This is a genomic window from Deinococcus detaillensis (genome assembly GCF_007280555.1).
Classification (GTDB): domain Bacteria; phylum Deinococcota; class Deinococci; order Deinococcales; family Deinococcaceae; genus Deinococcus; species Deinococcus detaillensis.
The window spans coordinates 1-25,884 of the sequence record NZ_VKDB01000010.1 but is presented as its reverse complement, the minus strand read 5'-3'; the positions used below and the strand labels follow the sequence as shown (position 1 = coordinate 25,884).

General features: G+C 60.3%; 31 protein-coding genes. 14 read left to right on the top strand and 17 right to left on the bottom strand.

What is annotated here, in order from left to right; all coding sequences use genetic code 11:
* Nucleotides 1–159: 159 nt before the first annotated feature.
* The 7 genes from FNU79_RS10310 to FNU79_RS10280 form a co-directional block, all read right to left on the bottom strand.
* Nucleotides 160–711, bottom strand: coding sequence for a YsnF/AvaK domain-containing protein (locus FNU79_RS10310; RefSeq protein ID WP_143720770.1), 552 nt, complete (start codon nt 709–711; stop codon nt 160–162).
* A gap of 94 nt (nt 712–805) precedes the next feature.
* On the bottom strand, nt 806–1,672 hold the full coding sequence (locus FNU79_RS10305) for a PRC and DUF2382 domain-containing protein (protein WP_143720769.1): 867 nt from the start codon (nt 1,670–1,672) through the stop codon (nt 806–808).
* Nucleotides 1,673–2,027: 355 nt separating this feature from the next.
* Nucleotides 2,028–2,729 carry a DUF4388 domain-containing protein gene (locus FNU79_RS10300; RefSeq protein WP_404825787.1) on the bottom strand — a complete coding sequence of 234 codons (702 nt, stop codon included), beginning with the start codon at nt 2,727–2,729 and terminating at the stop codon, nt 2,028–2,030.
* 121 nt (nt 2,730–2,850) lie between these two features.
* Nucleotides 2,851–3,192, bottom strand: coding sequence for a hypothetical protein (locus tag FNU79_RS10295; protein WP_318636140.1), 342 nt, complete (start codon nt 3,190–3,192; stop codon nt 2,851–2,853).
* Nucleotides 3,176–3,541: a YbjQ family protein gene (locus FNU79_RS10290; RefSeq protein ID WP_225430014.1), complete on the bottom strand. Its 366-nt coding sequence runs from the start codon at nt 3,539–3,541 to the stop codon at nt 3,176–3,178. The genes FNU79_RS10295 and FNU79_RS10290 overlap by 17 nt, the downstream gene beginning before the upstream one ends.
* Before the next feature lie 40 nt (nt 3,542–3,581).
* Nucleotides 3,582–4,385: a [LysW]-aminoadipate kinase gene (locus tag FNU79_RS10285; protein WP_143720768.1), complete on the bottom strand. Its 804-nt coding sequence runs from the start codon at nt 4,383–4,385 to the stop codon at nt 3,582–3,584.
* Nucleotides 4,386–4,450: 65 nt separating this feature from the next.
* Nucleotides 4,451–5,557 (bottom strand): AI-2E family transporter, encoded by a 1,107-nt coding sequence (locus FNU79_RS10280; RefSeq protein ID WP_143720767.1) that lies wholly within the window; start codon nt 5,555–5,557, stop codon nt 4,451–4,453.
* A gap of 298 nt (nt 5,558–5,855) precedes the next feature.
* Between FNU79_RS10280 and FNU79_RS10275 the strand changes: the two genes are divergently transcribed.
* Both FNU79_RS10275 and FNU79_RS10270 read left to right on the top strand, forming a co-directional pair.
* Entirely contained in the window at nt 5,856–6,479 is a 624-nt protein-coding gene (locus tag FNU79_RS10275) for a hypothetical protein (RefSeq protein WP_143720766.1), read from the top strand.
* Between the two features lie 47 nt (nt 6,480–6,526).
* On the top strand, nt 6,527–6,967 hold the full coding sequence (locus tag FNU79_RS10270; RefSeq protein WP_143720765.1) for a response regulator: 441 nt from the start codon (nt 6,527–6,529) through the stop codon (nt 6,965–6,967).
* 48 nt (nt 6,968–7,015) lie between these two features.
* Here the strand turns inward: FNU79_RS10270 and FNU79_RS10265 are convergent, their stop codons facing one another.
* The 3 genes from FNU79_RS10265 to icd form a co-directional block, all read right to left on the bottom strand.
* On the bottom strand, nt 7,016–8,239 hold the full coding sequence (locus FNU79_RS10265; RefSeq protein ID WP_143720764.1) for an alanine--tRNA ligase-related protein: 1,224 nt from the start codon (nt 8,237–8,239) through the stop codon (nt 7,016–7,018).
* Nucleotides 8,240–8,243: 4 nt separating this feature from the next.
* Entirely contained in the window at nt 8,244–8,951 is a 708-nt protein-coding gene (locus tag FNU79_RS10260) for a GNAT family N-acetyltransferase (protein ID WP_143720763.1), read from the bottom strand.
* A gap of 106 nt (nt 8,952–9,057) precedes the next feature.
* Nucleotides 9,058–10,305, bottom strand: a complete 1,248-nt coding sequence (gene icd, locus FNU79_RS10255) for an NADP-dependent isocitrate dehydrogenase (RefSeq protein ID WP_143720762.1) — start codon at nt 10,303–10,305, stop codon at nt 9,058–9,060.
* A gap of 147 nt (nt 10,306–10,452) precedes the next feature.
* Here icd and FNU79_RS10250 point away from each other — a divergent pair, with 147 nt between their 5' ends.
* From FNU79_RS10250 to FNU79_RS10240, 3 genes are all read left to right on the top strand, one after another.
* Nucleotides 10,453–10,701 (top strand): hypothetical protein, encoded by a 249-nt coding sequence (locus tag FNU79_RS10250; RefSeq protein WP_143720761.1) that lies wholly within the window; start codon nt 10,453–10,455, stop codon nt 10,699–10,701.
* Nucleotides 10,702–10,805: 104 nt separating this feature from the next.
* Nucleotides 10,806–12,974 carry a polyribonucleotide nucleotidyltransferase gene (gene pnp / locus FNU79_RS10245; protein ID WP_143720760.1) on the top strand — a complete coding sequence of 723 codons (2,169 nt, stop codon included), beginning with the start codon at nt 10,806–10,808 and terminating at the stop codon, nt 12,972–12,974.
* 11 nt (nt 12,975–12,985) lie between these two features.
* A complete protein-coding gene (locus FNU79_RS10240; protein ID WP_225430013.1) occupies nt 12,986–13,552 on the top strand; it encodes a nucleotidyltransferase family protein in 567 nt (188 codons plus the stop codon).
* Nucleotides 13,553–13,555: 3 nt separating this feature from the next.
* Here the strand turns inward: FNU79_RS10240 and FNU79_RS19115 are convergent, their stop codons facing one another.
* Complete coding sequence (locus tag FNU79_RS19115) at nt 13,556–13,699, bottom strand: hypothetical protein (RefSeq protein WP_185974678.1); 144 nt, start codon at nt 13,697–13,699, stop codon at nt 13,556–13,558.
* 167 nt (nt 13,700–13,866) lie between these two features.
* Nucleotides 13,867–14,148, bottom strand: a complete 282-nt coding sequence (locus tag FNU79_RS10235) for a hypothetical protein (RefSeq protein WP_143720759.1) — start codon at nt 14,146–14,148, stop codon at nt 13,867–13,869.
* Between the two features lie 92 nt (nt 14,149–14,240).
* Here FNU79_RS10235 and FNU79_RS10230 point away from each other — a divergent pair, with 92 nt between their 5' ends.
* Nucleotides 14,241–14,555 carry a hypothetical protein gene (locus FNU79_RS10230; RefSeq protein WP_143720758.1) on the top strand — a complete coding sequence of 105 codons (315 nt, stop codon included), beginning with the start codon at nt 14,241–14,243 and terminating at the stop codon, nt 14,553–14,555.
* A gap of 9 nt (nt 14,556–14,564) precedes the next feature.
* On the opposite strand, the gene FNU79_RS10225 is transcribed toward FNU79_RS10230, so the two are convergent.
* Genes FNU79_RS10225 through trhO form a run of 4 tightly spaced genes read right to left on the bottom strand, consistent with a single transcriptional unit; the run spans nt 14,565 to nt 17,152 of the window.
* Nucleotides 14,565–14,954 carry a YbaN family protein gene (locus FNU79_RS10225; protein ID WP_143720757.1) on the bottom strand — a complete coding sequence of 130 codons (390 nt, stop codon included), beginning with the start codon at nt 14,952–14,954 and terminating at the stop codon, nt 14,565–14,567.
* Between the two features lie 54 nt (nt 14,955–15,008).
* On the bottom strand, nt 15,009–15,848 hold the full coding sequence (locus tag FNU79_RS10220; RefSeq protein WP_124867085.1) for a metallophosphoesterase: 840 nt from the start codon (nt 15,846–15,848) through the stop codon (nt 15,009–15,011).
* Nucleotides 15,845–16,153, bottom strand: a complete 309-nt coding sequence (locus FNU79_RS10215; protein ID WP_143720756.1) for a hypothetical protein — start codon at nt 16,151–16,153, stop codon at nt 15,845–15,847. The genes FNU79_RS10220 and FNU79_RS10215 overlap by 4 nt, the downstream gene beginning before the upstream one ends.
* 24 nt (nt 16,154–16,177) lie before the next feature.
* Nucleotides 16,178–17,152 (bottom strand): oxygen-dependent tRNA uridine(34) hydroxylase TrhO, encoded by a 975-nt coding sequence (gene trhO, locus FNU79_RS10210; protein WP_143720755.1) that lies wholly within the window; start codon nt 17,150–17,152, stop codon nt 16,178–16,180.
* Between the two features lie 307 nt (nt 17,153–17,459).
* Here trhO and purC point away from each other — a divergent pair, with 307 nt between their 5' ends.
* The 8 genes from purC to purF all read left to right on the top strand — a co-directional run bounded on the left by purC (nt 17,460) and on the right by purF (nt 25,149).
* Nucleotides 17,460–18,191 (top strand): phosphoribosylaminoimidazolesuccinocarboxamide synthase, encoded by a 732-nt coding sequence (gene purC, locus FNU79_RS10205; protein WP_143720754.1) that lies wholly within the window; start codon nt 17,460–17,462, stop codon nt 18,189–18,191.
* Nucleotides 18,192–18,268: 77 nt separating this feature from the next.
* Complete coding sequence (gene purS, locus FNU79_RS10200; protein WP_124867081.1) at nt 18,269–18,547, top strand: phosphoribosylformylglycinamidine synthase subunit PurS; 279 nt, start codon at nt 18,269–18,271, stop codon at nt 18,545–18,547.
* Nucleotides 18,544–18,930: a cupin domain-containing protein gene (locus FNU79_RS10195; RefSeq protein ID WP_143720753.1), complete on the top strand. Its 387-nt coding sequence runs from the start codon at nt 18,544–18,546 to the stop codon at nt 18,928–18,930. Before purS ends, FNU79_RS10195 begins: the two co-directional genes overlap by 4 nt.
* A gap of 10 nt (nt 18,931–18,940) precedes the next feature.
* Nucleotides 18,941–19,609, top strand: a complete 669-nt coding sequence (gene purQ, locus FNU79_RS10190) for a phosphoribosylformylglycinamidine synthase subunit PurQ (RefSeq protein WP_143720752.1) — start codon at nt 18,941–18,943, stop codon at nt 19,607–19,609.
* A complete protein-coding gene (locus tag FNU79_RS10185) occupies nt 19,606–20,073 on the top strand; it encodes a DinB family protein (protein ID WP_143720751.1) in 468 nt (155 codons plus the stop codon). The genes purQ and FNU79_RS10185 overlap by 4 nt, the downstream gene beginning before the upstream one ends.
* 143 nt (nt 20,074–20,216) lie before the next feature.
* Nucleotides 20,217–21,332: a hypothetical protein gene (locus FNU79_RS10180; RefSeq protein WP_143720750.1), complete on the top strand. Its 1,116-nt coding sequence runs from the start codon at nt 20,217–20,219 to the stop codon at nt 21,330–21,332.
* 32 nt (nt 21,333–21,364) lie between these two features.
* Nucleotides 21,365–23,623 carry a phosphoribosylformylglycinamidine synthase subunit PurL gene (gene purL, locus FNU79_RS10175; RefSeq protein ID WP_143720749.1) on the top strand — a complete coding sequence of 753 codons (2,259 nt, stop codon included), beginning with the start codon at nt 21,365–21,367 and terminating at the stop codon, nt 23,621–23,623.
* 71 nt (nt 23,624–23,694) lie between these two features.
* Nucleotides 23,695–25,149 carry an amidophosphoribosyltransferase gene (gene purF, locus FNU79_RS10170; protein WP_143720748.1) on the top strand — a complete coding sequence of 485 codons (1,455 nt, stop codon included), beginning with the start codon at nt 23,695–23,697 and terminating at the stop codon, nt 25,147–25,149.
* 61 nt (nt 25,150–25,210) lie between these two features.
* On the opposite strand, the gene FNU79_RS10165 is transcribed toward purF, so the two are convergent.
* Nucleotides 25,211–25,884, bottom strand: a 674-nt coding sequence (locus FNU79_RS10165; protein WP_143720747.1) for an HNH endonuclease family protein, incomplete at its 5' end; no start/stop codon positions are given.

Below are 25,884 nucleotides of genomic sequence, written 5' to 3'. Positions count from 1 at the left end.
TTCACTCCGGGGAAAGGGGCCGCAAAAGCTTAGCGCCGCGTTCCAACCGGAAGCACGCCAAGAAGAAGTCGGCTAGATAGAAATTGGCCCCGCTGAACTGCTTGCATTGCCGCCATGCTACACGCTCGGCGGCAGGGGGTCAACTGAGCGGGAGTCAACTCAGCTTTTGAGGTCGTCGGGCAACTCGAACGGCGGGGCCGTCTCCGGCAGGCGCTCACCGGCTTGCTGCTCACGGATCAAATCGGCTGCGCCGCCGATGTCCAGCACTTCCCGGCCCAAGGTCAGGGTCTGCTGATGCACTTCACTGATCCACTCTTTGCGAATCTCGACTTGCTCGACTGCGTACACTTCACGGGCCACGACAGGGCGCTCTTCAGTGAGGGTGATTTGGTAGGTCTTGCCGGGTTCGAGCAACTCGCCGTTGAGCTTGACTGTGCCGCCTTCCAATGCGGTGGTAAGTTCCAGCACCTCGCGCCGCAGCGTCACCGGAATCTGCACTTCCTCTTCGATGACCCGTTTCTGTAAGGTGATTTGCCGTCCTGATACACGCTCGACGGCCACTTGAGCGCGTTCTTCGTACAGCGTCAGGTTGGCCACTTCTCTGGGCGCACGCACTTCGCGGATCGTCACTTGCTGAGCTTCGTCTAATCCGCGCCCTTGTTCAGCTTGCGGCGACTTTTTGAGATCCACTCCATCCTCTGGTCTACTCATCTCTGCTCCTCATCTGGTCGGGCCGACTCACACCCTAAAACATCAAAACAGGGCAGGGAAACTGCTCCCCCGCCCCGGCGTTTGACATTTGTTCTTAAATCTTTTTGTTGTCGGACTTGAGATCAGTCATGGTCTGGTCGCCGTTCTCTAAGCGTACGTCGCCGGTCTTGTTGACGTCCAGCACTTCGCGGCCCACCGTCTCACTGACCGTTTGGTTGTCGGTCACGGTGCGTTTGCCGATGCCGATTTCCTCGGTGACGTAAGCCTGCTTGGTCACGTTGGCCCGCTCGGCTTCGAGGTCGATGTTCACGGCCTGGCTGCCTGCGCCCAGCACTGCGCCCTCAACCGGAGTCGAGTCGGTCACGGTGCGGCGCTCGATGACGACTTCCTCACGCTGCAAAGCCACATTGACATTTTCCTGACGGGTCTCGACGTGCTTGCTGATTTCTACGCTGCCCGCCTTGAAGCGGTCTTTGTTGACCACCAAGCGCTCTTCCATCAGTTGCAGCTTGTCGGGGGTGCGGTAGGCTTTGTCCTGGTAAGCGGTGCGCGCTGCCGTGTCGGTGGCGGCGGCACTGCCCTGCTCGACACCGCGCAAGACGCGCTCGTCGGACTCTTGGTGATCGTTGGTGTAGCTGTCGTTGACGTTGTACTCGCGCAGATCGCCCACTTGAGCTTTGGTCAGGTCATCGAAGTACACGCCGTCATTTTCCAAGCGGCTGTGGCCGACTGGCACCAGCACTTCTTTGGAGCTGAACCAGCCGCCCGCGTCCACGATGAAGTACTGGATGCGGCCCGTGTCGGCCTGCACCAAAGCGTCACGGATGGTGCCGACCTTGTCGCCGCCCACGCCGTAAGCGGTGTAGCCGGTCGGGTCGTAAACATCCGCGCCTTTCAAGTTGTAGCTCTGGTCGCGCGAAAGGTCAGATAAACGGATCAAATTCATATTGTTCTGAGTCATAAGTCATCTCCTTAAAGCAAAGGGTAAGAACAGGATCAAAGCAAACGGCAAAGGCTAAAAAGAAGCACATAAACTGCCCTCTTTCTTTGACACTCAGACCGTTTGAGTAATTTGATATCCCTGCTCGAAGTCGTACTCAAACAGTGTGGCGATTCCCACCGGAGCATTGCTGAGACGCCGCTCATCTGACGCTTGTTGAACCTTCAGAAGATGCTCAAGAGACCGTCATCTGAGCTTAAATCAAGCTGAGATGACGGTCTCTTAGCACTGTGAATCTCTTTAAGACTGTTGCAACACGTGGGGTCTGGGGGCGAACCCGTCTACGTCTTGAAACTTCTTTGGCCTCACCCGGCACTCAAAACATGAAATCGTTGCTGGCAGTGGTCGTCGTGACCGCCGCTTCATGTTTGGTTTCCCAAACCAGGTCGCGCAGCACCCAGCCGCTCCCCGAAAAACGCAGACCCAAGCGAATTTCAGCGAGCAGGTAAGCGCGTACCTCGCTGGCCGAAAACCCGCGCTCGACCACTTCGCCCAAATTGACATTGCCGTCGAGGGCGCGGGCCAAAGCAGTTTGGCGCTGGCCCTGGTGATTGAGGCGCAGACCATACCAAGCGTAGCGGCCTGTCGGGCGCAACTTGCCTGAGCTCACGGCGTCGGCAGCGCGGGAGGCCACATCAAAGAGCGGCAAGCCCGCGTCACGGGCGGCGGCGCGGACGCTGCGGCCCTTTTCTTGGTCGTAAAGCGGCAGTGGCCCGGTCAGCACCACGCTGGGGCTGCTGATAATGGTGCCGATTTGCGCCCACTCGTCACTGACGCGTGCCCAGTCGGTCGTGAACTTCTCGAACGGCGCGATCACGCTGCCCCGCACGTCGCGGCGCATGTACGAAAAGCTGCCGCTTTCGGGCAGCATCGGGCTGGAATGCAGGGCGTCCAAACCTGTCCAGTCGAGGATGCCGCCCTCCACCACTTCGCCGTGTGCGAAGGCCACCGTGAAGGGCAACTCGGCGTTCACATCCAGCACGCCGGTTTGCCCCGTTTCGTGAAGCAAAGACAACACTCCTATAAGAGGCACGTCCGAAAAAAGACCTTGTATCACGTTTGCGTCACCTTAACCAAGAGCTTAACATCTTCCGGCGGCTCAGCGTTGACTTTTCCGACAAAGCCCGCCGGGCAGCGGGTCAGCCCGCGCCGAACAGCGGCCCCAAGTCGCTCAGAACACCCGTCGGCTCAGCCCCAGCAAAATGGTAAGCGCCGAACACCTCCAAAAAAGCCTGCCGCGAAAGCTGGCGGGTTTGCCCCGACGGACCGGTGGCCTGCACTTCTTCGCCGCGCAGGATCAGGCGGTACAGGGGCTGCTCTTGAATGGTTGGTGCGGCTGGGGGCTTCTTGCTGGGCTTTGCTTTTGACGGCTTGCTCTGCGGCGAGACGAGTTGCACGGCGTATTCCTGGCCGCCACGCCGAAACAAAAAGGTGAGCAAATCGCTGGGCGTCATCGGTGCAGCGTCAGGAGCGCGGTTCAATCACCACCGCCGAGCCGTAAGCCAGCACTTCGGTCACGCCGTCGCTGATTTCGTTGGCGTCGTAGCGCATCGCCAGCACCGCGTTCGCGCCGCGCTCGGCAGCGTGCTGAAGCATCAGGTCGTAGGCTTCTTCGCGGGCTTTTTCGGCCAGCTCGGTATACAGCGTGATATTGCCGCCGAGAATGGTTTGGAGCGACGCGCCGAGGCTGCCCAGCACGCTACGCGAACGCACCGTCAGGCCGCGCACCATTCCCAAGTGCTTGATGACCCGGAAGCCTTCAAGGTCGTTGGTGGTGGTGACGATGATTTCGCTGGCGTGGACGTGGCCCTGAGCTCTACCGTAAGTCATAGCCCTTGATACGGCCGAAGGTGCCGAGAAGCTGCCGCTTTCACTGCACCACCGTTCCGGCTCCGGCCAGGGCCGCGCTGACCGGCTCTCCGGCGCGGGCGTCACCAAAAATAACTCTTCCCACCCCCCCTTTCACCGCTTCCGCCGCGCCCAGCACTTTCTTTTTCATGCGGTCTTGGGCAAATTCGAGGTACGACTCCACGTCACTGGCCGCAATGGTGCGGATCAAACTGGCCTCGTCGGGATAATCGCGTAGCAGGCCCGGCACGTTGGAGAGCAGCAGCATCGTCGACGCTTTGAGAGCCACCGCCAGTGCCGCCGCCGCCCGGTCGCCGTCCACGTTGATGGCCACGCCTTCATAGCTGACAGCGGGCGGAGTTAGAACGGGCAAATAACCGGCACCCAGCAGCAGTTCAATCAGCCCGGTGTTGACTTTTTCCACCGTGCCGGTGTGGTCGCCGCGCAAAACTTTGACTTTGCCGCCCTCCACCGAGCGCACGCTGTCCTTATGCTTGCCTTCAAAAATCCGCCCGTCCAAGCCGCTGAGGCCCACCGCGTTGACGCCGAGGCGCTGCAACCTCTCCACGATGCCTTTGTTAATCTTGCCGCAGTAAACCATCTCGAAGATTTCAAGCGTTTGGCGGTCGGTGAAGCGCGAGGTGTAACCGCTGGGACTGGTCACGAACTTGGGCGGGTGGCCCAGCGCCTCGGCCACGCGGTTGGTCTCGCCGCTGCCGCCGTGAACCAGCACCAGCTTTTGCCCACTCTTCCAGAGGTTGGCGATATCGGCGCACACCGCGCCGTAATCAATTCCGGCGCTGCCGCCCACTTTCACTACAATCATGCCTTCACCCGTCATGCAGGCGAGGCTAGCACAGCCGACAGACAGGCCAGCGGCGGGCCTAGCACTCAGGCTTTGGGGGGCGAGTTGTAAGCCGCGCTGGGCAGCCAGTAACGCAGAGTCCAGCGCCACAGCAGCGTCACAGTGGGAATGGCCAGCACCGCGCCGACCAAGCCCCCGAGCGTCAGCCCCGCCAAAATGGCCAGCAGCACCGCCGCCGGGCTGAGATTGGTGGTCTTGCCCATGATGAACGGCGACAAGAGGTTTCCCTCGATCTGATTGGCGACGATAAACACCCCCACCACCAGCAGCACCGTGACCCAGCCGCTGGGCAGGGCCAGCAGCACGGCGGGCAGCGCCGAAACCACCGGCCCCAGATACGGCACGATGTCCAGCACCGCCGCCAGCAGGCCGATGGCCAGGGCGTTGGGAATGCCCAGAAGGATCAGGCCCAGCGCCACCAGTGCGCCCACCGCCAGGCCGATCAGGAGCTGGCCGCGCAGGTAGCCGCCAAACGCCAGCGCCACGTCTTCCGAGAGCTGAAGGGCAGTGGGCTGCCACGCCAGCGGCAAGATGCGCAGAAATCCGTGACCCACCCGCTCGTAATCGAGCATGAAATAAACGCTCAAAATCAGCACCAGCACGCCTTGGCCGAGCCAACCCACCACGCTGACCACCCCGCCCAGCACGGTGCCGCCCGAAGTCAGCAGGCGCTGGAAGGTCGGCCCCAAGTTGTTTCTGAGCTGCTGGGCTTCTTGGGTCAGGAACACAGAGAACTGCTTCTGAGCGCTTTCCAGGCCCGGCACGCTGCTCAGGCGCTTGAGCAGCCCGCCGATCAAGTCGGGCAGGCGGGCCGCCAGCGCCGGCAACTCACCGATGAGACTGACCACCTGCGAAAGCACCGTCCAAGACAGCAGCGAAACCACCGACAGCAAAAAGACCACCACCAGCAGCACACCGAGCGTCCGTTTGACTCTGCGCTTTTCCAGCCACGCCAGCACCGGATGCACCACAAACGCCAGGGCGTAAGCGATCAGGGCCGTCACGACGACGCTGGCGAGCAGCCGCGCCAGCACCACGACCAGCGCCACCAGCGCCAAGTAAACGAGCAGCCGCAACCACGGCAGCCGCCAGAGAACCGAGAGCAGACCGGGAATGCTGCGGGTGGGCGTCATACGCGGTGATCCGAAGACCTGAAGTGGCTAAGCAGCAACGGCATATTTTTCTCCCCAACGACTGGCACTCAGAGAAGCCGAATGACTATGCGGCACGGGCCAGCGATCATTCCGGCCGGATTCAAAGCGTTCAAGGTTGATCTGAGGCTCAGTTTAACTGGTCAGGCTCACTATTATTTGCGGCGCTCAAACCTCGGTCAAAACGGGGCGCTGGCTCTGCTCACGGAGCCTGGGAGCCTGCACCAAATCTTGGCTTTTGAATGACGCAATCTGAACGGGACAGCGGCAAGCTAAGGCCATGACCACTGCCGCGCTCAACCTTCAGGCCCCTCGCCATGACACGGCCAACGCGGTTCAGCGGGCCGCTATCCGCTTCCAGGTGGACGCCGGACTGATCGATGCCATTTTGGCGGATGAAGCCGCCCGCTGGGACATGGCCGACACCCTGCAAAACGCCTTGATGAAGGTGCTGGTGGCGCTGCCGCCGCGCCCAGCAGGCCGCCTGCAACGCTTCGCCGCGTGGCTGACCCGCCGCCCGCTGACCACCCACAGCCTGGGGCTAGCCCAGATGAAGCTCGGCACCTTGCAGGAAGTGGCCCGTAGCGGCTTCCTCCCTTTGCCCGCCGGCCAGCAAGAGCAGATTCGCTTTTTGCTCGACCCGCTGGCCGCGCCGTATCTGGTGGCCGCCAGACTGCGCCAAACGCTGGATCACTGGCAAGCCAGCGGCGTTGATTTGTCGTGCCGCCCAGAAATCTTGGGCACGCTCTACAGCTTGGGCCTGACGGGAAAAGCGGGCGTCCATGCCGAACCGCAGCCCAGTTCACGCGGCCTTGAGATCGCCGCCCTCGCCGGTGCTTACCGTGCTGCGCCGCTTCAACTGGCTTTGCGCTCTCTGCCATTTCAAGGTGGGGCGACCCCGTGAGTAAGCCCTTCACTACGGGAAGCTTAAAACCTTTAGACTGTGTGAAGATGCCTCCTCATACTACTCCCATTCAAATTTTACTGGTTGAGGACAACGAACCGGACGTGCTGCTGACTCAGGAAGCCTTCTGGGAAGCGCAACTGCCCACCGAGCTGCATGTCGCCCGCGACGGCGTGGAGGCTTTGCAAATGCTGCGCCGTGAGCAGCACTACGCCGACATGCCGCGCCCCGACGTGATTTTGCTGGACATCAATATGCCGCGCAAAAACGGCCTCGAAGTGCTGGCCGAACTTAAAGCCGACCCTGACCTGCGAACTATTCCGGTGGTGGTGCTGACCACCTCGCAGGCCGAGGAAGACATCATGCGGAGTTACCAGAGCCACGCCAGCAGTTACATCGTCAAGCCGGTGGAGTTTGATGAGTTTTACAGCGCGATTCGGGCGCTCGGTCAGTACATGCTCAACACGGTTCGGCTGCCGCCACGCTGAATAAGCGCTGAACTGCTGCTACTGAGCCGCCGTCACTGGGCCACCACCTTACGCTTGGCTCAGCAGCTCCCGCACCGCTGCCACCACGCCCGCCACGTTTTCGGTCTGGCCCTGAGCGGCTCCGGGTTTGCCTCCGCCCTTGCCGCCGACTTTGACAAAAGCTGAGCGCAGCAGCTCGCCCACGTGGACGCCAGAAGCGCTGCCGAGGCCTACTCTTCCACTTGGCGTTGTCACCAACAGGACTTCACCGCTGGGGGTGGCGCTCAGCGCCATTGGAATCAGGGCCGGATCGGTGATGTTCAAAACGCGCAAAATCACAGCTCCAATTTGCTCAGCGGGCGCAGCGGCAACGTCATGGCCGATCAAGGCCGTTTGCGCGGCGGCGAGCTGAACACTTTGCTCCTGAGCGGCGCGGCGCAGCGCTTCCACTCGGTCGGTGAGATCACTCGGGCCAGCACTGAAGGTAGCAGCCAACGCCTTAGACGCTTGGTAGGTGCGGCCCAGAAATTCGGCGGCTTCCTCGCCCGCCACGAACACCACGCGGGTCAGGTCACCTTTGATGCGCTCGGTTCGCAAGATCGCCACCGGCAAGGCCATCGCCGCCCAGGGCACATGCAGGCCGCCGCAAGCGCTCACGTCAAAAAACTGACCCACTTCGCCCTCAAGGGGAGCGTCTTCAAAGATGACCAGGCGCACTTTGCCACTCACTTTAGTGGTGCGGCGCAGCGGATAGTCCCCCAGTTCGGCTTCCGGCACTTCGATATTGCGCAGCTGGAGTTGGCGTCGGCCCAACGTTTCTCGCAGCAGCGTTTCAGCTGCCCGTGCGTCGGTTTCGGTGGGCTGGCCCTGCAAATCGATGGTGCATTCGGCGCTCCGCATGCTGACCGCCGCCACTGCGAAGCTGAGATCGAGCCGAAAAAACGCCTGCGCCAGCAGATGCTCGGCGCTGTGGCGCTGCATACTGCGCCAGCGCGACTGGGCGTCCACCTCGCCGCGCACTTCCGCGCCGACCGGCGGCGTATCTCCGCTGAAGGTGTGCCAAATCACGCCGCTGGTTTTGTCGGCTTTGTCTTTCTGGGTGTCCAGAATCTGCGCTTCGCCGCCGTTCCACGCCAGCCAGCCGGTGTCGGCATTTTGCCCGCCGCCTTCGGGGTAAAATGCGGTGGCAGACAGGGCCACCTGCTGCCCCTTCACTTCGGTGACGAGGGCGCTGAAGTGCAGTTGGCTGGGAGAAGCGTAATACAGCGGCTGGGTGGGAATCGGCAAAATCATGGCGCTAGTTTAGAGCGGCCCACACCGACAGGTGAATGCGGGCGCGTTCCACGAAGCCCAGCGACTGATACAGGCGGATGGCTCCGGCGTTGCCTTCCATCACATGCAAAAACGGCGTTTGACCTTCGCTGAAGGCTTTGCGGGCCACCTGACTGACCAACGCGCCCGCAAAGCCGCGCCCGCGCCAGTCGGGGTGGGTCGACACCGCGCTGACCTCAGTAAAGCCGCCCAGCCGCAGCCGTTCGCCGCTCAGCGCCACCAGTTGCCCCGCTTCCCGCACGCCGAAATACTCCCCCAGCTCGGTGGTGCGCGATCTAAACGGGCCGGGCTTAGTCAGCTTGACCAGCGCCAAGATGTCGGGGACATCGGCGGAGGTGAGTGTGGCGGTCTGAATGTCAGGACTGATCAAGCGTGAATCGTCGGGGCAGATCATCTGCACGGCGCTGCTGTGATGCGTCAGCGTCCAACCGAGAGGGGCCGGTTCAAGCTGGGGCCGGAACAGCACCACGGAACGAGAAGCCAGCTGCGGATCGGCCAAAGCCAGTTCGAGCGCCGCTTCATTGCGCTCCTCAAAAGCGCAGAAGGGCGCGACGTCCGGCGGATACCAGCGCATCGGGCCAGCTTGAAGGGCAAAACCTTTTTGCGGCCCGGTCAGGGCGTGCCAAACCGGGTTGTCCAGCGGGTGCTTGTCTGGTGACTCGGCGGCTTTCACGCCGCACACCTTACGGCGAACCCAAGCTGAGGACAAGCCTTGACTACACACTCAAGCAACAAGAAAGCCGGAGCGCTTGGCCCCGGCTTTCTTGGGATTCAGAAACTTACATATTGGCGATCAAAGCGTCGGCAAAGGCGCTGGTCTTGACTTCGTTCGCGCCTTCCAGGTTGCGGGCAAAGTCGTAGGTCACGGTCTTCTCACCGATGGTTTTGGTCAGCGAGTTGAGAATCAAGTCAGCGGCTTCGGTCCAGCCCATGTAGCGCAGCATCATTTCGCCCGACAAGATCACTGAGCTGGGGTTGATGACGTCTTTTCCGGCGTACTTGGGCGCGGTGCCGTGAGTCGCCTCGAAGATGGCGTGGCCGGTTTCGTAATTGATGTTGGCTCCCGGCGCGATGCCGATGCCGCCGACCTGCGCGGCCAGCGCGTCACTGAGGTAATCGCCGTTGAGGTTCAGGGTGGCAATCACGTCATAGTCAGTGGGGCGCAGCAAAATCTGCTGGAGAAAGTTGTCAGCGATCACGTCTTTGATGATGATGCCGCCGGGCAATTTCTGCCAAGGCCCACCGTCGATTTCCACGCCGCCAAATTCGCGCTTGGCGAGGTCGTAGCCCCAATCGCGGAAGGCTCCCTCAGTGAACTTCATGATGTTGCCCTTGTGAACCAGCGCCACGCTCTTTTTGTCGTTGTCAATGGCGTACTGGATGGCGGCGCGAACGAGGCGCTCAGTGCCTTCACGCGACACCGGCTTGATGCCGAGGCCCACCGTGTCGGGGAAGCGGATGGCGGTGACGCCCATTTCTTCGAGCAGGAATTTGAGGAGCTTGTCGCGCTCAGGGGTGCCGTCTTTGTACTCGATACCGGCGTAGATGTCCTCGGTGTTCTCGCGGAAGATGATCATGTCCACGTCTTCGGGGCGCTTGACCGGGCTGGGCACGCCTTTGAAGTACTGAACGGGGCGCACGCAGGCGTAGAGGTCGAGTTCCTGGCGCAGCGCCACGTTGATGCTGCGAATGCCGCCGCCCACCGGCGTGGTCAATGGGCCTTTGATGCCGAACAGATATTCGCGGAACATCTCTAGCGTTTCTTCGGGAAGCCAGACGCCTTCACCGTAAGTGTTAACGGCTTTTTCTCCGGCGTAGACTTCCATCCACTCGATCTTGCGCTGAGCGCCGTAAGCCTTCTCTACGGCGGCGTCCAGCACCCGCACGCTGGCCCGCCAGATGTCGGGGCCGGTGCCGTCGCCTTCCACGAAGGGAATGATCGGCTGATCGGGTACGATCAGTTTTCCGCCTTGCATCGAAATCTTCTCGCCTTGGGTGGGCCGCTTTACGTGTGTATTTTGTGTCATATCGCTCCCCACCTTAGCGCAGTCTGCGGCCGTCCCCCGCTTGTTCAAGCTGTCCTTACGGCCCCCTCATACGAACGGGAGCGCCGAGTGGCAAAGTGAAGATCACCCAAATTTTAGGGAATCCAACTTCGCAGGAGGTACTCAACGATGAGTGATGATAAATCTGCCGCCGAGAACTTTTTAGATTCCGCCAAGGCCAAAGTCAACGAGGGCGCTGACCGTTTACGCGCCGCCGGACATGAAGCTGCCAGCCACGTAGGTGGAAGCACCTTGGACAACGCCGGTGACAAAGCCAAGGCCATGGAAGACCGGGCCAAAGCTGAAGTCCACAACGCCGAAGCGCACGCCAACTACAACGAAGGCAAACGCGAAAGCACCGACGGCGACGGGCACTAAAACGTTCTGCATCTTTAAGCCGCTTCTCCGCAGTGAGGGGCGGCTTTTTTTATTCCCCGTTCAGCGTCTCATTTTTCCAGTCTCACCGCGCTAGACTTAAAGCAATGACTTCTAAAACCCCCAGAACATTTACCACCATGCTCGGCGACAAAGAACTGAGCATTGAAACCGGCAAGCTCGCCAAATTGGTCAGCGGCTCGGTCACTGTGCGCTACGGCGACACCATCTTGCTGGTCACGGCGCAGGCCAGAGACGAGCGCAGCACGCTGGACTTTTTGCCGCTGACGGTGGAATTTGAAGAGCGCCACTACGCCGTGGGCAAGATTCCCGGCTCGTTTCACCGCCGCGAAGGTCGGCCCGGCGAGAAAGCCATTTTGTCGGCCCGCATCACTGACCGCCAGATTCGCCCGCTGTTTCCCAAAAACTACCGCCAGGAGACCCAAGTCATCATCACGGTGATCTCGGCAGACGGTGAAAATACCCCCGATGTGCTGGGGCCAATCGGCGCTTCTGCGGCACTGAGCATCTCGGATATTCCCTGGGAAGGCCCCACCGCCTGCGTGCGGGTCGGACAGATCGACGGCCAGTTCGTCATCAACCCGACGCTCAGCCAGCTCGAGCACAGCCCGATGGACTTGGTAGTGGCCGGAACCAAAGACGCCATTTTGATGGTCGAAGCCGGAGCAAAAACCGTGGACGAGGACGTGCTGGTGTCGGCCATCGAGTTCGCCCACGCCCAGATGCAGCCGGTGATTGCGCTGATCGAGCAGATGCGAACCGAACTGGGTCAGGAGAAGTTCAGCTTCACCGCCGACGCCGACCCCGCCGCTGAGATGCTGCCCGCGCTGGCCGCCGACGCCAAAGCCGCTGGCCTGCGCGACGCCCTGCTGACCAACGGCAAAAAAGAGCGCGGCACCAAGATCAAGGCGCTGCGAGATGGCCTGATCGCTGCCCGCGTGCCCGACGCCACCGCTGAGGGAGCCGCCACGCTGGTTACCGCCCTCAAAAACGCCTTTTACAAAGTCGAAAAGCAGGAACTCCGCCGCCTGATTCTGGAAGAAGACCTCCGCGCCGACGGACGCAATACCCGCACCGTCCGGCCCATCTGGATCGAGGCCCGTCCTCTCCCCCGCGCTCACGGCTCGGCTATTTTTACACGCGGTGAAACGCAAGTCTTGGGCGTGGCCACCCTCGGCACCGAGCGCGACGAGATTCTCATTGATGATCTGACTCCCGAAACCGGCGACAAGTTCATGCTGCACTACAACTTCCCGCCGTACTCCACTGGCGAAGTCAAGCGGATGGGCGGACAGTCGCGGCGCGAGATCGGCCACGGCAACCTCGCCAAGCGGGCCATTCGGGCGGTGCTGCCCAGTTTCGAGACCTTCCCCTACGTGATCCGCTTGGTGGGCGAGGTGCTGGAAAGCAACGGCTCCAGCAGCATGGCCACCGTCTGCGCGGGCACCTTAGCGCTGATGGACGCGGGCGTGCCGATCAGCGCTCCGGTGGCGGGCGTGGCGATGGGTTTGGTCATGGAAGACGGCAACTACAAGATCTTGACCGACATCCTCGGCTCGGAAGACGCGCTGGGGGATATGGATTTCAAGGTTTGCGGCAGCGCTCAGGGCGTGACCGCTTTACAAATGGACATCAAGATTCAGGGCATCACCCCGCAGATCATGCGTGAGGCGCTGAGTCAGGCCAAAGACGCCCGCCTGCACATCCTGGGCAAGATGGCCGAAGTGCTGGCGGCGCCACGCCCCGAACTCTCACCCACCGCGCCGCGCATCATCAGCATCAAGATCAATCCTGAACTCATCGGCAAAGTCATCGGGCCGGGCGGCAAACAGGTGCGCGAACTCGAAGCGATGGGCGCACAAGTCACCATCGAGGAAGACGGCACCATTCGCATTTTCAGCAGCGACGGCGCAGCGGCCAAAGCGGTGCAGGAAAAGATAGAGGCCGTGACCCGCAGCGCCAAAGTCGGCGAGGAATTCGACGGCACCGTAGTCAAGACCGCGCCGTTCGGAGCGTTCGTCAACTTATTCGCAGGCCAGGACGGGATGCTGCACATCTCGCAGATCAGCGAGGAGCGCATCAATGCCGTCGAGGACGCGCTGAACGTGGGCGACAAATTGCGGGTCAAGATCGTGAGCATCGACGACCGGGGCAAGATCGATTTGATCCGCCCCGAACTCGAAGGCAAAATTGCTCCGCGTGAGGCCCGAGCGCCCCGCGAAGGCGGCGAACGGCGCGGGCCACCCAGACGCTAAACTCAACCGGCATGAACCCGACTCACATGGGTGAGGCCGAATTTAAGGCGGCGGCGCTAAGCAACCCGGTCAACGCCGCTCTACTGGAGCGGCTGGGCGAGTTGGCGGTGCCGCAGCTCTTTTTGGTGGCGGGCTGCCTGTTTCAAACGGTTTGGAATGTGCGCTCAAACCGCCCGCCCGCCGAGGGGCTGCGCGATTACGACATCTTCTACTGGGATGAAGACACCAGCTACGAAGCCGAGGACGCCGTAATTCGCCGCGCCGAGGCGCTGTATGCCGACTTGGGCGTGCTGATCGAAGTACGCAACCAAGCCCGCGTGCATCTGTGGTTTGGCGATAAGTACGGCCACCCGCGCCCACCCATTAGCAGTGCAAGAGAGGGCATCAAGCAGTTTTTGGTGCTTTGCACTTGCGTGGGCATGGACGCGGAAGGCGGAGTGTACGCTCCCTACGGCTTTGACGACCTCAGCGCGGGGATTTTGCGGCCCAATCCGCTCAACCACACGCCCGAACTCTACGCGGCGAAAGTGGCGGATTATCAGCGGCGCTGGCCCTGGCTGCGGCTGGCCGAGGGCTGAGGCTCAGCCGGGCCGGGAGCGGCGGCGCAGCAAAGCCAGTTGTACGCCCACATAACCGGCGGCGAATACACTGATCGGCATCCACAGCAGCGCTTGAACGACAAAAAGAAGTGCACCGGCTCCAACGTCTCCCAGAACCACTGCCATAAACGGCCAGAGAATCAGCCCCGGATCAATGCGGCTGTCTGGGCCGAATGTGATGCGTCAAAAGATCAGATAACCGCTCGTGAAGGTCGCGGTGATTCCTGCCAGAGTCAGAAGAACGAGGAGGGGTGTCGAGAGCATGGCTTAAACTCCAGAAATAACGTCAAACCTCAGGGAAGTTGAGACGAGGGGCTACTTTTTGAAGGATCGGTGGGGCGCGGCGTGGTGACATGCCCAAAAAAGTAGCCCAGTACGCCGATCAGGGCGGCGGGAACCGCGAGGTTGGCAGCGCCGTTGAACATCAGCCAGCCTGCGCCCAGCACCCCGATCAGCGCCAACGCTGCGCCGACAAGGTTACGGCGGCGGCCCAAAACCCGCCAACGGGCCAAGGCGGTCAAGCCCAGAAAAAGGGTCAAACTGCTCAGGAGAGAAATCGTGACCGTACTGTTCATGCCGAGGCAAAGGTAACGCGTACCTCCTCACGCAAATCTTACGTTCGGCCAATACGGTGTCAACTTCATCAGGCCGCGCTAGACTGCCGAGCATGCGTCCGGCTTATCTCAGTGCAGCCCGTTCCTTGCAATTGGGGCGGGAAGCGGCCATTGAAGGTGAGAGCAAGGCGGCTCTGGAGCTGCTCAGCGAAGCGCTCGGGACCTTGAGGGTACTGCCGCCGGAGCGCACCCGCGACGTGCTGCTTTCTCACGTGCATCTGGCTTTTTTTCAAACGCTGGCCATCATCGGCGCAGACGCCGCCGACGAGCACCTGCACCTTGGCGTCAGTTACGCCCGCTCGACCCGCGATCCGCTGGCCCGCGCCATTGCTCAGGAGTGCTTGTCGGGAATGGAAGCGGTGCTGTGAGGAAAATGATCAGGGCACGCGCCGCAGCGGCACCCGCCAGATGATGTACCACATGCCGAAAAGGCCAATCAGCACCCAAGTCACCTGACCGACCAGCACCGGAATGCGTCCCAGACTCAGGCTCACCGCCAGCAGGATGCTGAGGCAAGCCACGATTTTAGCCCGCAGCGGCATGCCCAAGCCGTCACGGTAATCGCGGATGAGTTGACCGGCCAGCGGCAAATCGAGCAGCCACGCTTCAAACTTGGGGCTGCTGCGCGAAAAACACCAGGCCGCCAGCACCAGAAATCCGGTGCCGGGCAGCAGCGGCAAGACGGTGCCGACAAGGCCCACAGCAGTGAAGATAAACCCCAGGCCGAGCCACAGGTGGCGGGTGATGGGGGGCGGCCTGAGCTTCATGGCTTGCCAGCATACCGCAAAGGGAAGCGGCAATCCGTCCCCTCACTCTTTTCCTCAGCGCCGTGTGGGCGCATTGTCCAGCGTCACGACGCGGGTCGGCAGCGCTTCACCGAAAGCCGGATAACGGCTGGCCCGCAGCGGATCGCCGCGCCCGCTGAGCACCGTCACCGCTTTGACCTGGTGGACTTGCAGCGGAAGCAGCGCCAGCCGCCCCGTTTCGTAAGCGCCCATGTCGAGGTAGAGGTGGCGGCCCATGCGGGTGGGCACGCGCACGGGGGTGTGGCCGTGAACGCTGTAGACCACCTGCGGCGGCAGCGCAAACGGGCCTTCAAAAGGGCGCAGCCACAGCGCCGCCGACTCGGGGTTGGGGTACTGCGGGTGGCTGACCGGCGGGCTGGCGTGGGCCACCAAGACGCTCGGTTCGTCCGGCACCTGATCATGGATGATGCCGTCAGCGGTGACGTACACCACCCGCTTGAGCAAGTCGAGGTAGCGGGCCAGATTCGGCGGGAACTTTTCGAGGGTCAGCGAGGTGGGGCCGCCAAACTCGGCGGCGTAGCTGGGCATTTCTTTGCGGATGGTGTCGCCACCCGCCTGCATCCACCACTGGTAGCCTTCCATGGCCTTGCGGTAATTGCCCATGTCGTGCGTGCCGGTGTACTGGGTGTACCAGCGCAGACCCTCTTGGGCCATCCGCTCGTGGTTGCCCATCAGGAGGGTGACGCGGCCCTGCTCGTGAAGCCTGAGCAGCTCATCCACGGTGGCCAAGCTCTGCGGCCCCCTATCTATAGCGTCGCCCAGCGATAAAAAGTGAGCCTCAGGAAATTCGCGCACGGCGGCCCTGAGGAGATCGAGCCGCCCGTGCAAATCGGGAATCACGACGACTTCGCTCATGGCCGTTCCGATGGGACAGTCGAGTCTTCAGCGTCAGGGTTTTCGGCGCTGAAGTCATCACTGAAGTCCAGCAAAGTCTGCTTGCTTTTTTCGCGTAAGAGCGCCGCGCCGCCCGCTTCGGCGACGAACGTCAGGCCGCTCTCAGACACCACCGCGCGGTAGGCCTGGCCGTCAGCAACTTCGGGCAACCAGGCGGCGGGAAAAGCGTAGGTGCGCCCCTGATCGTCTTCCACTTCGGCGAGGCCGGTGTCTTCGTCGATCAGGTCAACGACCAGTAAAAGTGAGGCATTAGAGAGAGAAACCATACCTTCAGTGTAGTGCCCCTGGTCTCACGGCTGCCTTTCAACTGCTCCGTTTTCGTCGGCTCGGCGCTCGTACCACTGCTGACGCTCCCGGAAGCTGGCTTTTTGCGGCTCAGTGGTGCGCTTAAAGCAGTGCTGGCAGCTCACCCCGCGCTCAAACTCGGCGTGCTGGGCGTCAAGGGGCGTCAGCGGCCAGCCGCAGCTCTGGCACATCTCCCCCGCCCCGACCTTGAGGCCGTGCCCGACGGTGACCCGTTCGTCAAAGACAAAGCACTCGCCGTTCCAGCGGCTCTCTGTCTCCGGAACGTGTTCGAGGTAACTCAGAATGCCGCCCCTCAGGTGATAAACGTCTTCAAAGCCGAGTTCCAGCAGCAGACTGGTGGACTTTTCGCAGCGAATGCCGCCAGTGCAGAACATGGCGATTTTGCGCCCCTCTTGTCCGGCAAGGTGTTGCCCTGCCCAGGCCGGGAACTCGCCGAAGCTGCTGAGCTGCGGATCAATTGCGCCCTCAAACGTTCCGGCTTTGATTTCGTAGGTGTTGCGGGTGTCGATCAGCAGCACGTCGGGGTCAGCCATCAGGGCGTTCCAGTCCTGGGCTTCTACGTAGCGGCCCACCCGCTGACGCGGCGCAACGTAGAAGCCCAGCGTCACGATTTCGCGCTTGAGACGCACCTTAAGGCAGCGAAAGGGCCTGTGCTGACTGAGCGATTCTTTGTATTCCAAATCGTCAAAGCCAAGCTTGGCCAACTCGGTTCGCAACTGGGTCACGGCCTGACGGGTTCCGGCCAGCGTGCCGTTGACGCCTTCGGGAGCAATCAGCAGCGTGCCGCACAGGCCCAGCGGCTCCAGCACTCCAAGCAGGTGCTGACGCCATTCGCTGGGATTCTCCACCGCTTTGAACTGGTAAAGCGCGGCCACCACCCAAGCAGGCGCGGCCAAATCGGCAGACGACACGTCCGCTTTCGGCGCAGTGGGAGGGGTAAAATCGGGTGAGCAGGCCATAAGCACCGCCAGTATAAAGGCTCCGACTCGCCCAAGGCCGTCTGCAGCCGCCGCGCGGGTGTTAAGCTTTGCTCTGGATACCGAAGCGGTGTTGGTTCGGCTCTTCCTTTATTCCAGCGGCCCCCGTCTCGCCAGCCTGAAAAAGTGGCTTGAGAGGTTTTCAATTCAGCAACGTCCCGAACAATTCAGTATCTTCAGCAGCCAATACAGCGAGCCTCTTTCCCCAGTCGGAAGCGCTCGCTGCTCCCATTTTCCGGCGCAAGTTTGAAGTCAAAGTTTTTTATTCACAGTCCTGACAGGAGCGTCCATGACCCAGCCCGACCAGCATCCCTCCACCAAAGCTGAACTCAAGTACGAAGGCAAGGCCAAGCGGGTCTACGCCACCGCCGACCCCGAGCAGTATTTGGTGGAATACAAAGACGAGGCCACCGCCTTCAACGCCCAGAAGCGCGGCAGTTGGGCGGGCAAAGGAGCCACCAACAACGCTATCGCCGCCGCGCTGTATCCGAAATTGGAAGGCGCGGGTATTCCCACCCACTTTGTCGCCAAGCTCAGCGACACAGAGCAACTGGTCAAGGCGGTGACGATTGTGCCGGTGGAAGTGATTACGCGCAACGTCGCGGCGGGCAGTTTTGCCAAGAAGCTGGGACTGGAGGAAGGCACGCCGCTCTCGCGCCCCGTGGTGGAATACTGCTACAAATCCGACGCGCTGGGCGACCCGCTGATCAACACCGATACCGCCGTGGCGCTGGGGTGGGCCAGTGAGGGCGACATGGCCCGTATCCGTGAATTGACGCTGCAAGTCAACGCGTTCTTGACGCCGTTTTTCTTGGAACGCGGCGTCCGCTTGATTGATTTCAAGCTGGAGTTCGGTAAGTTGCCCAGCGGTCAGATCGTGCTGGCCGACGAGATCAGCCCCGACACCTGCCGCTTCTGGGACGCCGAGACGAACGAGAAGATGGACAAAGACCGCTTCCGGCGCGATCTGGGCGGGGTCGAGGAAGCGTATGGCGAGATGCTGCGGCGGGTGCTGAGTTAAAGCTCTGAGCCGTGAGCAACAGGCCCGTCATTCTCTTTTACAAGTCGCAAGCCACACGCCCATTTCAAAGGAATTCCATGCCTCAAGATCAAACCAAAACCTACCAAGCCAAAGTCTTTGTCACTCTCAAGCCCAGCATCCTTGATCCGCAGGGGCGCACGGTTGAGCGCTCGCTCTCGCACCTCGGTCAGCAGGTCAGCGGCGTGCGGGTCGGCAAATACATTGAGCTGCAACTCGAAGGCGAGCGCGGCGAGGTGGAAAGCCGCTTAAAAGACATGGCAGAAAACGTGCTGAGCAATCCGGTGATGGAAAATGTGCGCTGGGAGCTGGAAGAAGCGGCGCTGGAGCCAGCGTGAGCACGCCCGCCGCGACACTACCCCAGACTGTCAACTTGCATGAGAAGTTCGGGCTGTTCACTGAGCACTGGTCGCCCAGAGTGGTGGCCGACCTCAACGGCCAGCAAGTCAAAGTTGCCCGCATCAGCGGCGAATTCGAGTGGCACGCCCACGAGCACGAAGACGAGCTGTTCATGGTAATCAAAGGTGTGCTGCAACTCAACTTCAGAGACGGCGAGCGGATCGTCAAGGAAGGCGAACTGATCGTCGTGCCGCGCGGCGTGGAGCATTTGCCCGTGGCCCAGACGGAAGAAACCTGGATCATGATGTTTGAACCAGCCAGCACCCTCAACACCGGCAACGTCGTGAGCGGGCGCACCGTGAAGGAGTTGCAGCGCTTATGAGGTATTTACTATGAGAACCGCCGTGATTCAGTTTCCCGGCTCCAACTGCGACGCCGACGCGCTCCACGCCGCTCAGATGAATCTCGATCCGTCTGCCCGTTTCGTGTGGCACACCGAAGAAGGCCTTCCCAGCGGCACCGATCTGGTGATTTTGCCCGGCGGCTTTAGCTACGGCGACCACCTCCGCAGCGGCGCGGTGGCTGCCCGCAGCCCGATCATGGGGGCCGTCAAGGCGCACGCCGAACGCGGCGGCTACGTGCTGGGGATCTGCAACGGCTTTCAGGTGCTGACCGAATCGGGACTGCTGCCCGGAGCGCTCAGCCGCAACCGCGATCTGCATTTTCTGTGCAAACCGGTGCACCTGCAGGTAAATAACAACCAGACCGCCTTCACCTCGGCGTATGCACCGGGCCAGACCTTAGAAATGCCCATCGCGCACGGTGAGGGCAACTATTACGCCGACGCGGGCACCATCGAGCGGCTGGAGAGTGAAGGCCGGGTCATCTTCCGTTACTTGGACAACCCCAACGGCTCGCTGAACGACATCGCCGGAATCATCAGCGAAAAAGGCAACGTGCTGGGGATGATGCCGCACCCCGAGCGGGCGGTGGAAGCACTTTTGGGCAGCGAGGACGGTCAGGGGTTGTTTCACAGTCTCAAAGCGGTGCTGGTCAAATGAGCACCCTCCCAGACTTTTTGGCCGATCAGTACGATATAGAGCTCAGCGCCTTTCGCGCCGCCTTGGAAAGCGTGCCCGCTGAAATGTTCAGCACGGCTCGCCTCGGCCACTCTCCGGCTTGGCACGCGCTGCACATTGCCGACTGGCTGCGGCTGACGATGATGGAGGACAAAACGCCCACTTACAACTATTTGGGCTGGGAGGATCAGGCCTGGGCGCAAAACTTGAACGGAATTGCCCCTGTCAAAGAAGACGCTGATCAGGCGGCGATTCTGGCGCAACTCGGCAGCGTGGGCGCTCAGGCGGTGGTCTATCTGCGCGGGGCCAGCGACACCGATTTGAGCGGCATGGCCTTCTCGCCCAGCGCCCCGAACGGCGAGCGCCCCCGCCTCGCCGCGCTGGGAATGCACCTGCGGCACATCGCCTATCACCGGGGCCAAGTGCAGTTGGGGAAGAAGGCTTGAGCTTGCTTTTCCCAATCTGATGGACGCCCCCCACCTCGCTTCGGCCCTCGCCCTGCGCCAATCCACACCCATCAAGTTCCTGACGTTCAATGAATAGTTGGGAGAATTAGGGGGAAACTGATGCCGGAGACAACATGTCATTCTTGAAAAATCTCAAAGCTATTTTTGTGACAAGTCAAGAGAATCCCAACAATCCACAAAATGCGGGTCTCCAAGAAGTCAGCCTACCTGATTCTACCAAGGTGTTTGTATTCAACACCTTTGGGAGCGAACATTATGACTACTTTTTGAGACTAGGTTCCAGCTCTCCAGAACCAGCGAAACTCGTTTTTCGTGGACTCGAATACGTAGAGAAAGCTAGTATCCAGTTGAGAGATTTTACAGACGATTCCAATTCACTCATCTTTTATTGTATTGAGAGCAGTGTGATTTCTTTAAGAAAAAGCTTGGAATTCCACAGGCCATTAGGCGGCAGGTTTTTTGTTAACTCTGTTGAATTTCAAGCCCGCATAGAGCATGCCATAGGTGTGATTGCAAGCGCAGGAATTCTAAACAAAGATATCATGCAAGAATGGTTCAAACAGGAGCAGGCCAATCAAAAGTCAACTTCGCGCGAAGCAACATTCTTCAATGCCCCACTTTCTCTTTTTTTGGCACAAGATGAGGCCTTCTCAGCAACTGATGATTCGCCACGTACAAAAATCATCCTCTGGGGTACGCTTTCTACAGCCAATTTATTCGCTTCGAACGCAATTATAAATATGAAAGAATTTTTTACCCTACCTTCAAAAGAGGTCGAGGAAGCTATTTATAGTCATTTCAGAGTAGCATGGATAGCTTATATCTATACCCACTTGGAAGAAGACAAGTCGGTTTCTGGAATGGCAATGAGAAATTATTTTGAAGAGCTTATTGGTAGTACCAGATTGCTACAAGCGTATGGCGTACATATGATGGAAATATTTAGAAGAAATTTGTACAACGTCGGCACAAACTCAGAGAGATACATGCATTTTTCCGGGGTAATTCTACCCATTTTTCCTGATGGAAATATTCTGGGTGAGACATTAGCCGAAGAGTTCTTTAAATCTTCCAGAATTTTGGCCTTCATTGCTTCACAGACCCAATGGTTCCAGAAAATGGCTAGTGTAGATTTAGACGAGCAAAATATTATCAATCTGAACCAAAACTTGTATCATCAATCCATAAAGATGATGAAGGACAAAAGTCGTCCCGAATTTCAAGGTTTCTTGGGTTGATATATTCCCAATTTCTGCCGCTAGGAGTTTTTATGACCCAAACCCAAACCCCCAACCCTTCCCTTCGCACCCGCGCCGCCACCTTCGGCCTCTCCGACAGCGAGTACGACCTGCTCGTTTCTCAACTGGAGCGCCACCCTAACGCCTTGGAAGCCGCCATCGTCGGGGCGATGTGGAGCGAGCACTGCGGCTATAAAAACTCGCGCCCCCTCTTTTCCGCCTTCCCCACCACTGGCCCGCAAGTCCTACAAGGCCCCGGCGAAAACGCGGGCGTGGTGGACATCGGTGAGGGCTGGGGCGTGGCCTTCAAGATGGAGTCGCACAACCACCCCTCAGCGGTAGAACCTGTGCAGGGCGCGGCGACGGGCGTCGGCGGCATCCTGCGCGATATCTTCGCGATGGGCGCTCGGCCTTTCGCGGTGCTGGATTCGCTCAGATTCGGCGACCCCGAAAACCCCCGCACCAAGTTTCTGGTCAACGGCGTGGTGGAAGGCATATCCCACTACGGCAACGCCATTGGCGTACCCACCGTGGGCGGCGAGGTCACCTTTCACCCCAGCTACCAGGAAAACCCGCTGGTCAACGTGATGGCCCTCGGCCTGCTGCGCCACGAAGATTTGGCAAAAGGCACGATGGGCGAGGTCGGCAACGTAATCGTCTACGTCGGCTCCAAAACGGGCCGCGACGGGCTGGGCGGCGCGGTGTTCGCCTCGGCTGATTTAAGTGACGCCTCGCAAGCTGACCGCCCCGCCGTACAGGTGGGCGACCCCTTTATGGAAAAACTGCTGCTGGAAGCCACGCTGGAGGCCATCGAGGCGGGTGTGGTGGCGGGCGTACAGGACATGGGCGCGGCGGGTCTGGTCAGTTCGACCTGCGAAATGGCTTACCGGGCGAACCTGGGCATCACCATGAACCTCGACGACGTGCCCACCCGCGAAACCGGCATGGTGCCGATGGAACTGTGCCTGTCCGAGTCGCAGGAGCGGATGATTCTGGTGCCGGTGCCGGGACGCGAACAGGAACTCTATGACCTGCTGGCCAAGTGGGAACTGGACGTGGTGCAGATCGGGCAGGTAGAAGAGCACCACAATTACCGCCTGATGTGGAAGGGCGAGGTGGTGTGCGACCTGCCGGTGGCCCTGCTCAACGAAGCGCCCAAATACACCCGCGAAGGCGTGGAATCAGAAGCGATCAAAGCCGCCCGCGAACGCGACCTCACCAGCGTGCCGGTGCCCACCGATCTGGGGCAGGTGTTGCTCAAGCTGCTCTCGCACCCCACGATTGCCAGCAAGCGCCCAATTTTTGAGCGCTACGACCAGCAGGTCATGACCAATACCGTCGTGCTGCCTGGAGCCGCCGACGCCGCCGTGATGCGCGTCAAAGGTTCCTCAATGGGCGTGGCCGCCACCAGCGACTGCAATCCGCGTTTTGTGCAGCTTGATCCGTATGTGGGAGCCGCCGCCGCCGTGGCCGAGGCCGCCCGCAACCTGGCTTGCGTGGGAGCCACGCCGCTGGCGATCACCGACAACCTCAACTTCGGCAACCCGCACCGGCCCGAGGTGTATTACCAGATGCAGCAGGCGGTGCAGGGCATCGGCGACGCTTGCCGGGCGCTGAATACGCCGGTCACGGGCGGCAATGTCAGTCTGTATAACCAGTACGTCGAAGCCAATCCAGATGGAACACAGCGCACTGTCGCCATCCACCCCACCCCGACCATCGGCATGGTGGGCGTGCTGCCGGACATCAGCCAGCGGGCCACGCTGGGGCTGAAGGGCGAGGGGCAGATGCTGTATCTGCTGGGCGAATTGGGTGATTCTATCGGGGCCAGCCAATACCTCGAAACCATTCACAGCTTGGAAGCGGGGCAGGTGCCGCCACTGAATTTGGCACTGGAACAAAAGGTGATCGACGGGGTGCTGGCCCTGATTCGAGCGGGCCTGACCGACACCGCCCACGACTGTGCTGAGGGCGGGCTGGCCGTGACTTTGGCAGAAATGGCGATGGCTGGCAATCTTGGCCTGCACGCCGAACTCAAGCACCCCGAAGCCCGCGCCGACGCCCTGCTGTTTGGCGAAGCACACAGCCGGGTGGTGGTGGCGATCCGTGCCGAGCAGCAAGTTCAGGCTGAGGAGATGCTGTCCGAACTCGCCGTGCCGTTTGTGCGCCTCGGCATCAGCGGTGGTGAGAGCGTCACCATTCTGCTCCCCGAGCAAAATGTAAACTTGAGCGCAACCCTCTCTGACTTGAGAGATGCCTACGAAAATCCGCTGAAAGCTGTGCTGGCCTGAGTGGCGGGCTTTCTGGTCTGGCCCGAGTCACCCTTATTTCTGGGGAAGAACACTCAAAGGAAAGTTGACGAATGACTTTGTATAACTCCCCAGAACTCGCCTTTTACGACGGCGACGACAAACCCCACGACGAATGCGGCGTCTTCGGCATGTACTCGCCTCAGCCGCTCGACCTGGCCTGGATGACCTATCTCGGCATCTTCGCCCTCCAGCACCGGGGGCAGGAAGCGGCGGGCATCGCGGTCAGCGACGGCGACAAATTCCACGTCGAGAAAGATCTGGGCCTGGTCACGCAAGTTTTTGACGAGCGGCGGCTGGATTCGGTGCGACTCGCCAATGCCCGCGTCAGCATCGGGCACGTGCGCTACTCGACCACCGGCAGCAACCTGCGCTTCAACGCCCAGCCGCTGACCACCCGCACCAACAAGGGCATTCTGGGGCTGGCGCACAACGGCAATTTCGTGAACGCCCGTGAGGTTCGCAACCAGATGCTGATGGAAGGCGCTCTGTTTGCCACCACCAACGACTCCGAGGTGATGCTCAACCTGATCGCCCGCGAATCGCACATGGATCTGGTCGAGGCCACCGCCGCCGCCATGCAGCAACTGGAAGGCGGCTACGCCTGCGTGCTGATGAGCCGCACCGCCCTGATCGGCTTCCGCGACCCCAACGGCGTGCGGCCTCTGGTGATCGGCCAGCGCGACCACCCGGAAGGCATCGGCGCTTACGTGATCGCCTCCGAACCGTGCGCTCTGTTCGCGGTGGGGGCGAGGCTGCTGCGCGACGTACTGCCCGGCGAACTGGTCTGGATCGATCACAACGGCCTGCACAGCTTGATGGTGCATCCGGCCCGCCCGACGCCCTGTTCGTTCGAATGGATTTATTTTGCCCGCAGCGACAGCCAACTTGACGGCGTAGACACCCACGCCAGCCGCATCCGCATGGGCGAGCAGCTCGCCCGCGAGTTTCCGGTGGACGCCGACATCGTGGTGCCGGTGCCGGATTCGGGCATGGGCGCGGCGATTGGCTACGCCCGCGAGAGCGGTATTCCCTTTGACTACGGCCTCTACAAAAACCCCTACGCGGGCCGCACCTTCCTCGCGCCCACCCAGGAAGCGCGGGACCTGAAAGTCAAGATGAAGCTCTCCCCCACCAGCGCCGTGCGCGGCAAGCGGGTGGTGCTGATTGACGACTCCATCGTGCGCGGCACCACCAGCCGCCAGATCGTCAATCTGCTGCGCGAGGCCGGAGCCACCGAGGTTCACTTCCGGGTGAGCAGCCCGCCGATCAAGCACCCCTGCTTTTACGGCATCGACACCGCCGCCCGCAAAGAGCTGGTCGCCAGTACCCACAGCATTGAGCAAATCCGTGAGCTGATCGGCGCGGACAGCCTGTGTTTCATCTCGGAGCGCGGGCTGAAGGAAGCCGTCAGCGGGCCGGGATTGTGCCTCGCCTGCTTCAACGGCGAGTATCCGGCGGGCATTCCGCTGTTTAACGACACCGACAAGCTAGCGCTGGAAGTCTAGGCACTATCCAGCGTTACAAATATCAGGAACGAACTAGGACACAGGAAGATTATACGAGAAATCAATCCATCTCCCATACTTTTTTCGCCAAATCGAATAGTTCGTTTGTCCTTTCATCTATAGAGTCCGAATCCCAAGTATCGAAAGTACTGAAACCTGCGAGAGCTTTTGTTACAAGAGTGTTTCCAATATCGTGATTACCGCTAAGTATTCTGGTCAAGAGAAATTTAGATTCGGTATACACTGGTCTCTTCTTCGAGAATGGCTTATTGCCAAGGTGACCGTTGATAGGCTTCTCAATTAGTGCCAAATTACCCAGTTTCTGCTGATAAAGTTCCATACGCTTCGTATCTCCAAACTCTCTTCTAGCGACGCTGCTTGGATTTATGGGGAGAATGTGTTCTATCTCAACGTCAGTGTTGACAAATGTAAAAATTTTTGAATCTGATCCTATGCTACCATATGCACTCTCATTTACGTATTGAGACATTTTACCGAGAACATATCTCAATTTCGTTTTGTGAACGATGCCAAAATTGGAACTCAATACGGACTCAGCAAACCTTTCGTAAAATAGATCCCTATTCTCTAGTTGTAGTCCCCGTAGATATTTCCTTAGATCGTCTATCTTACTAATGTATCTGATTAGCGGCTTGTAGAAGGTCAGCAGCGCAAGGACATCAAGACGTCGACGGGATCCTGACCCCGCAGACGGGCGGTTTCCACGGTGGACTT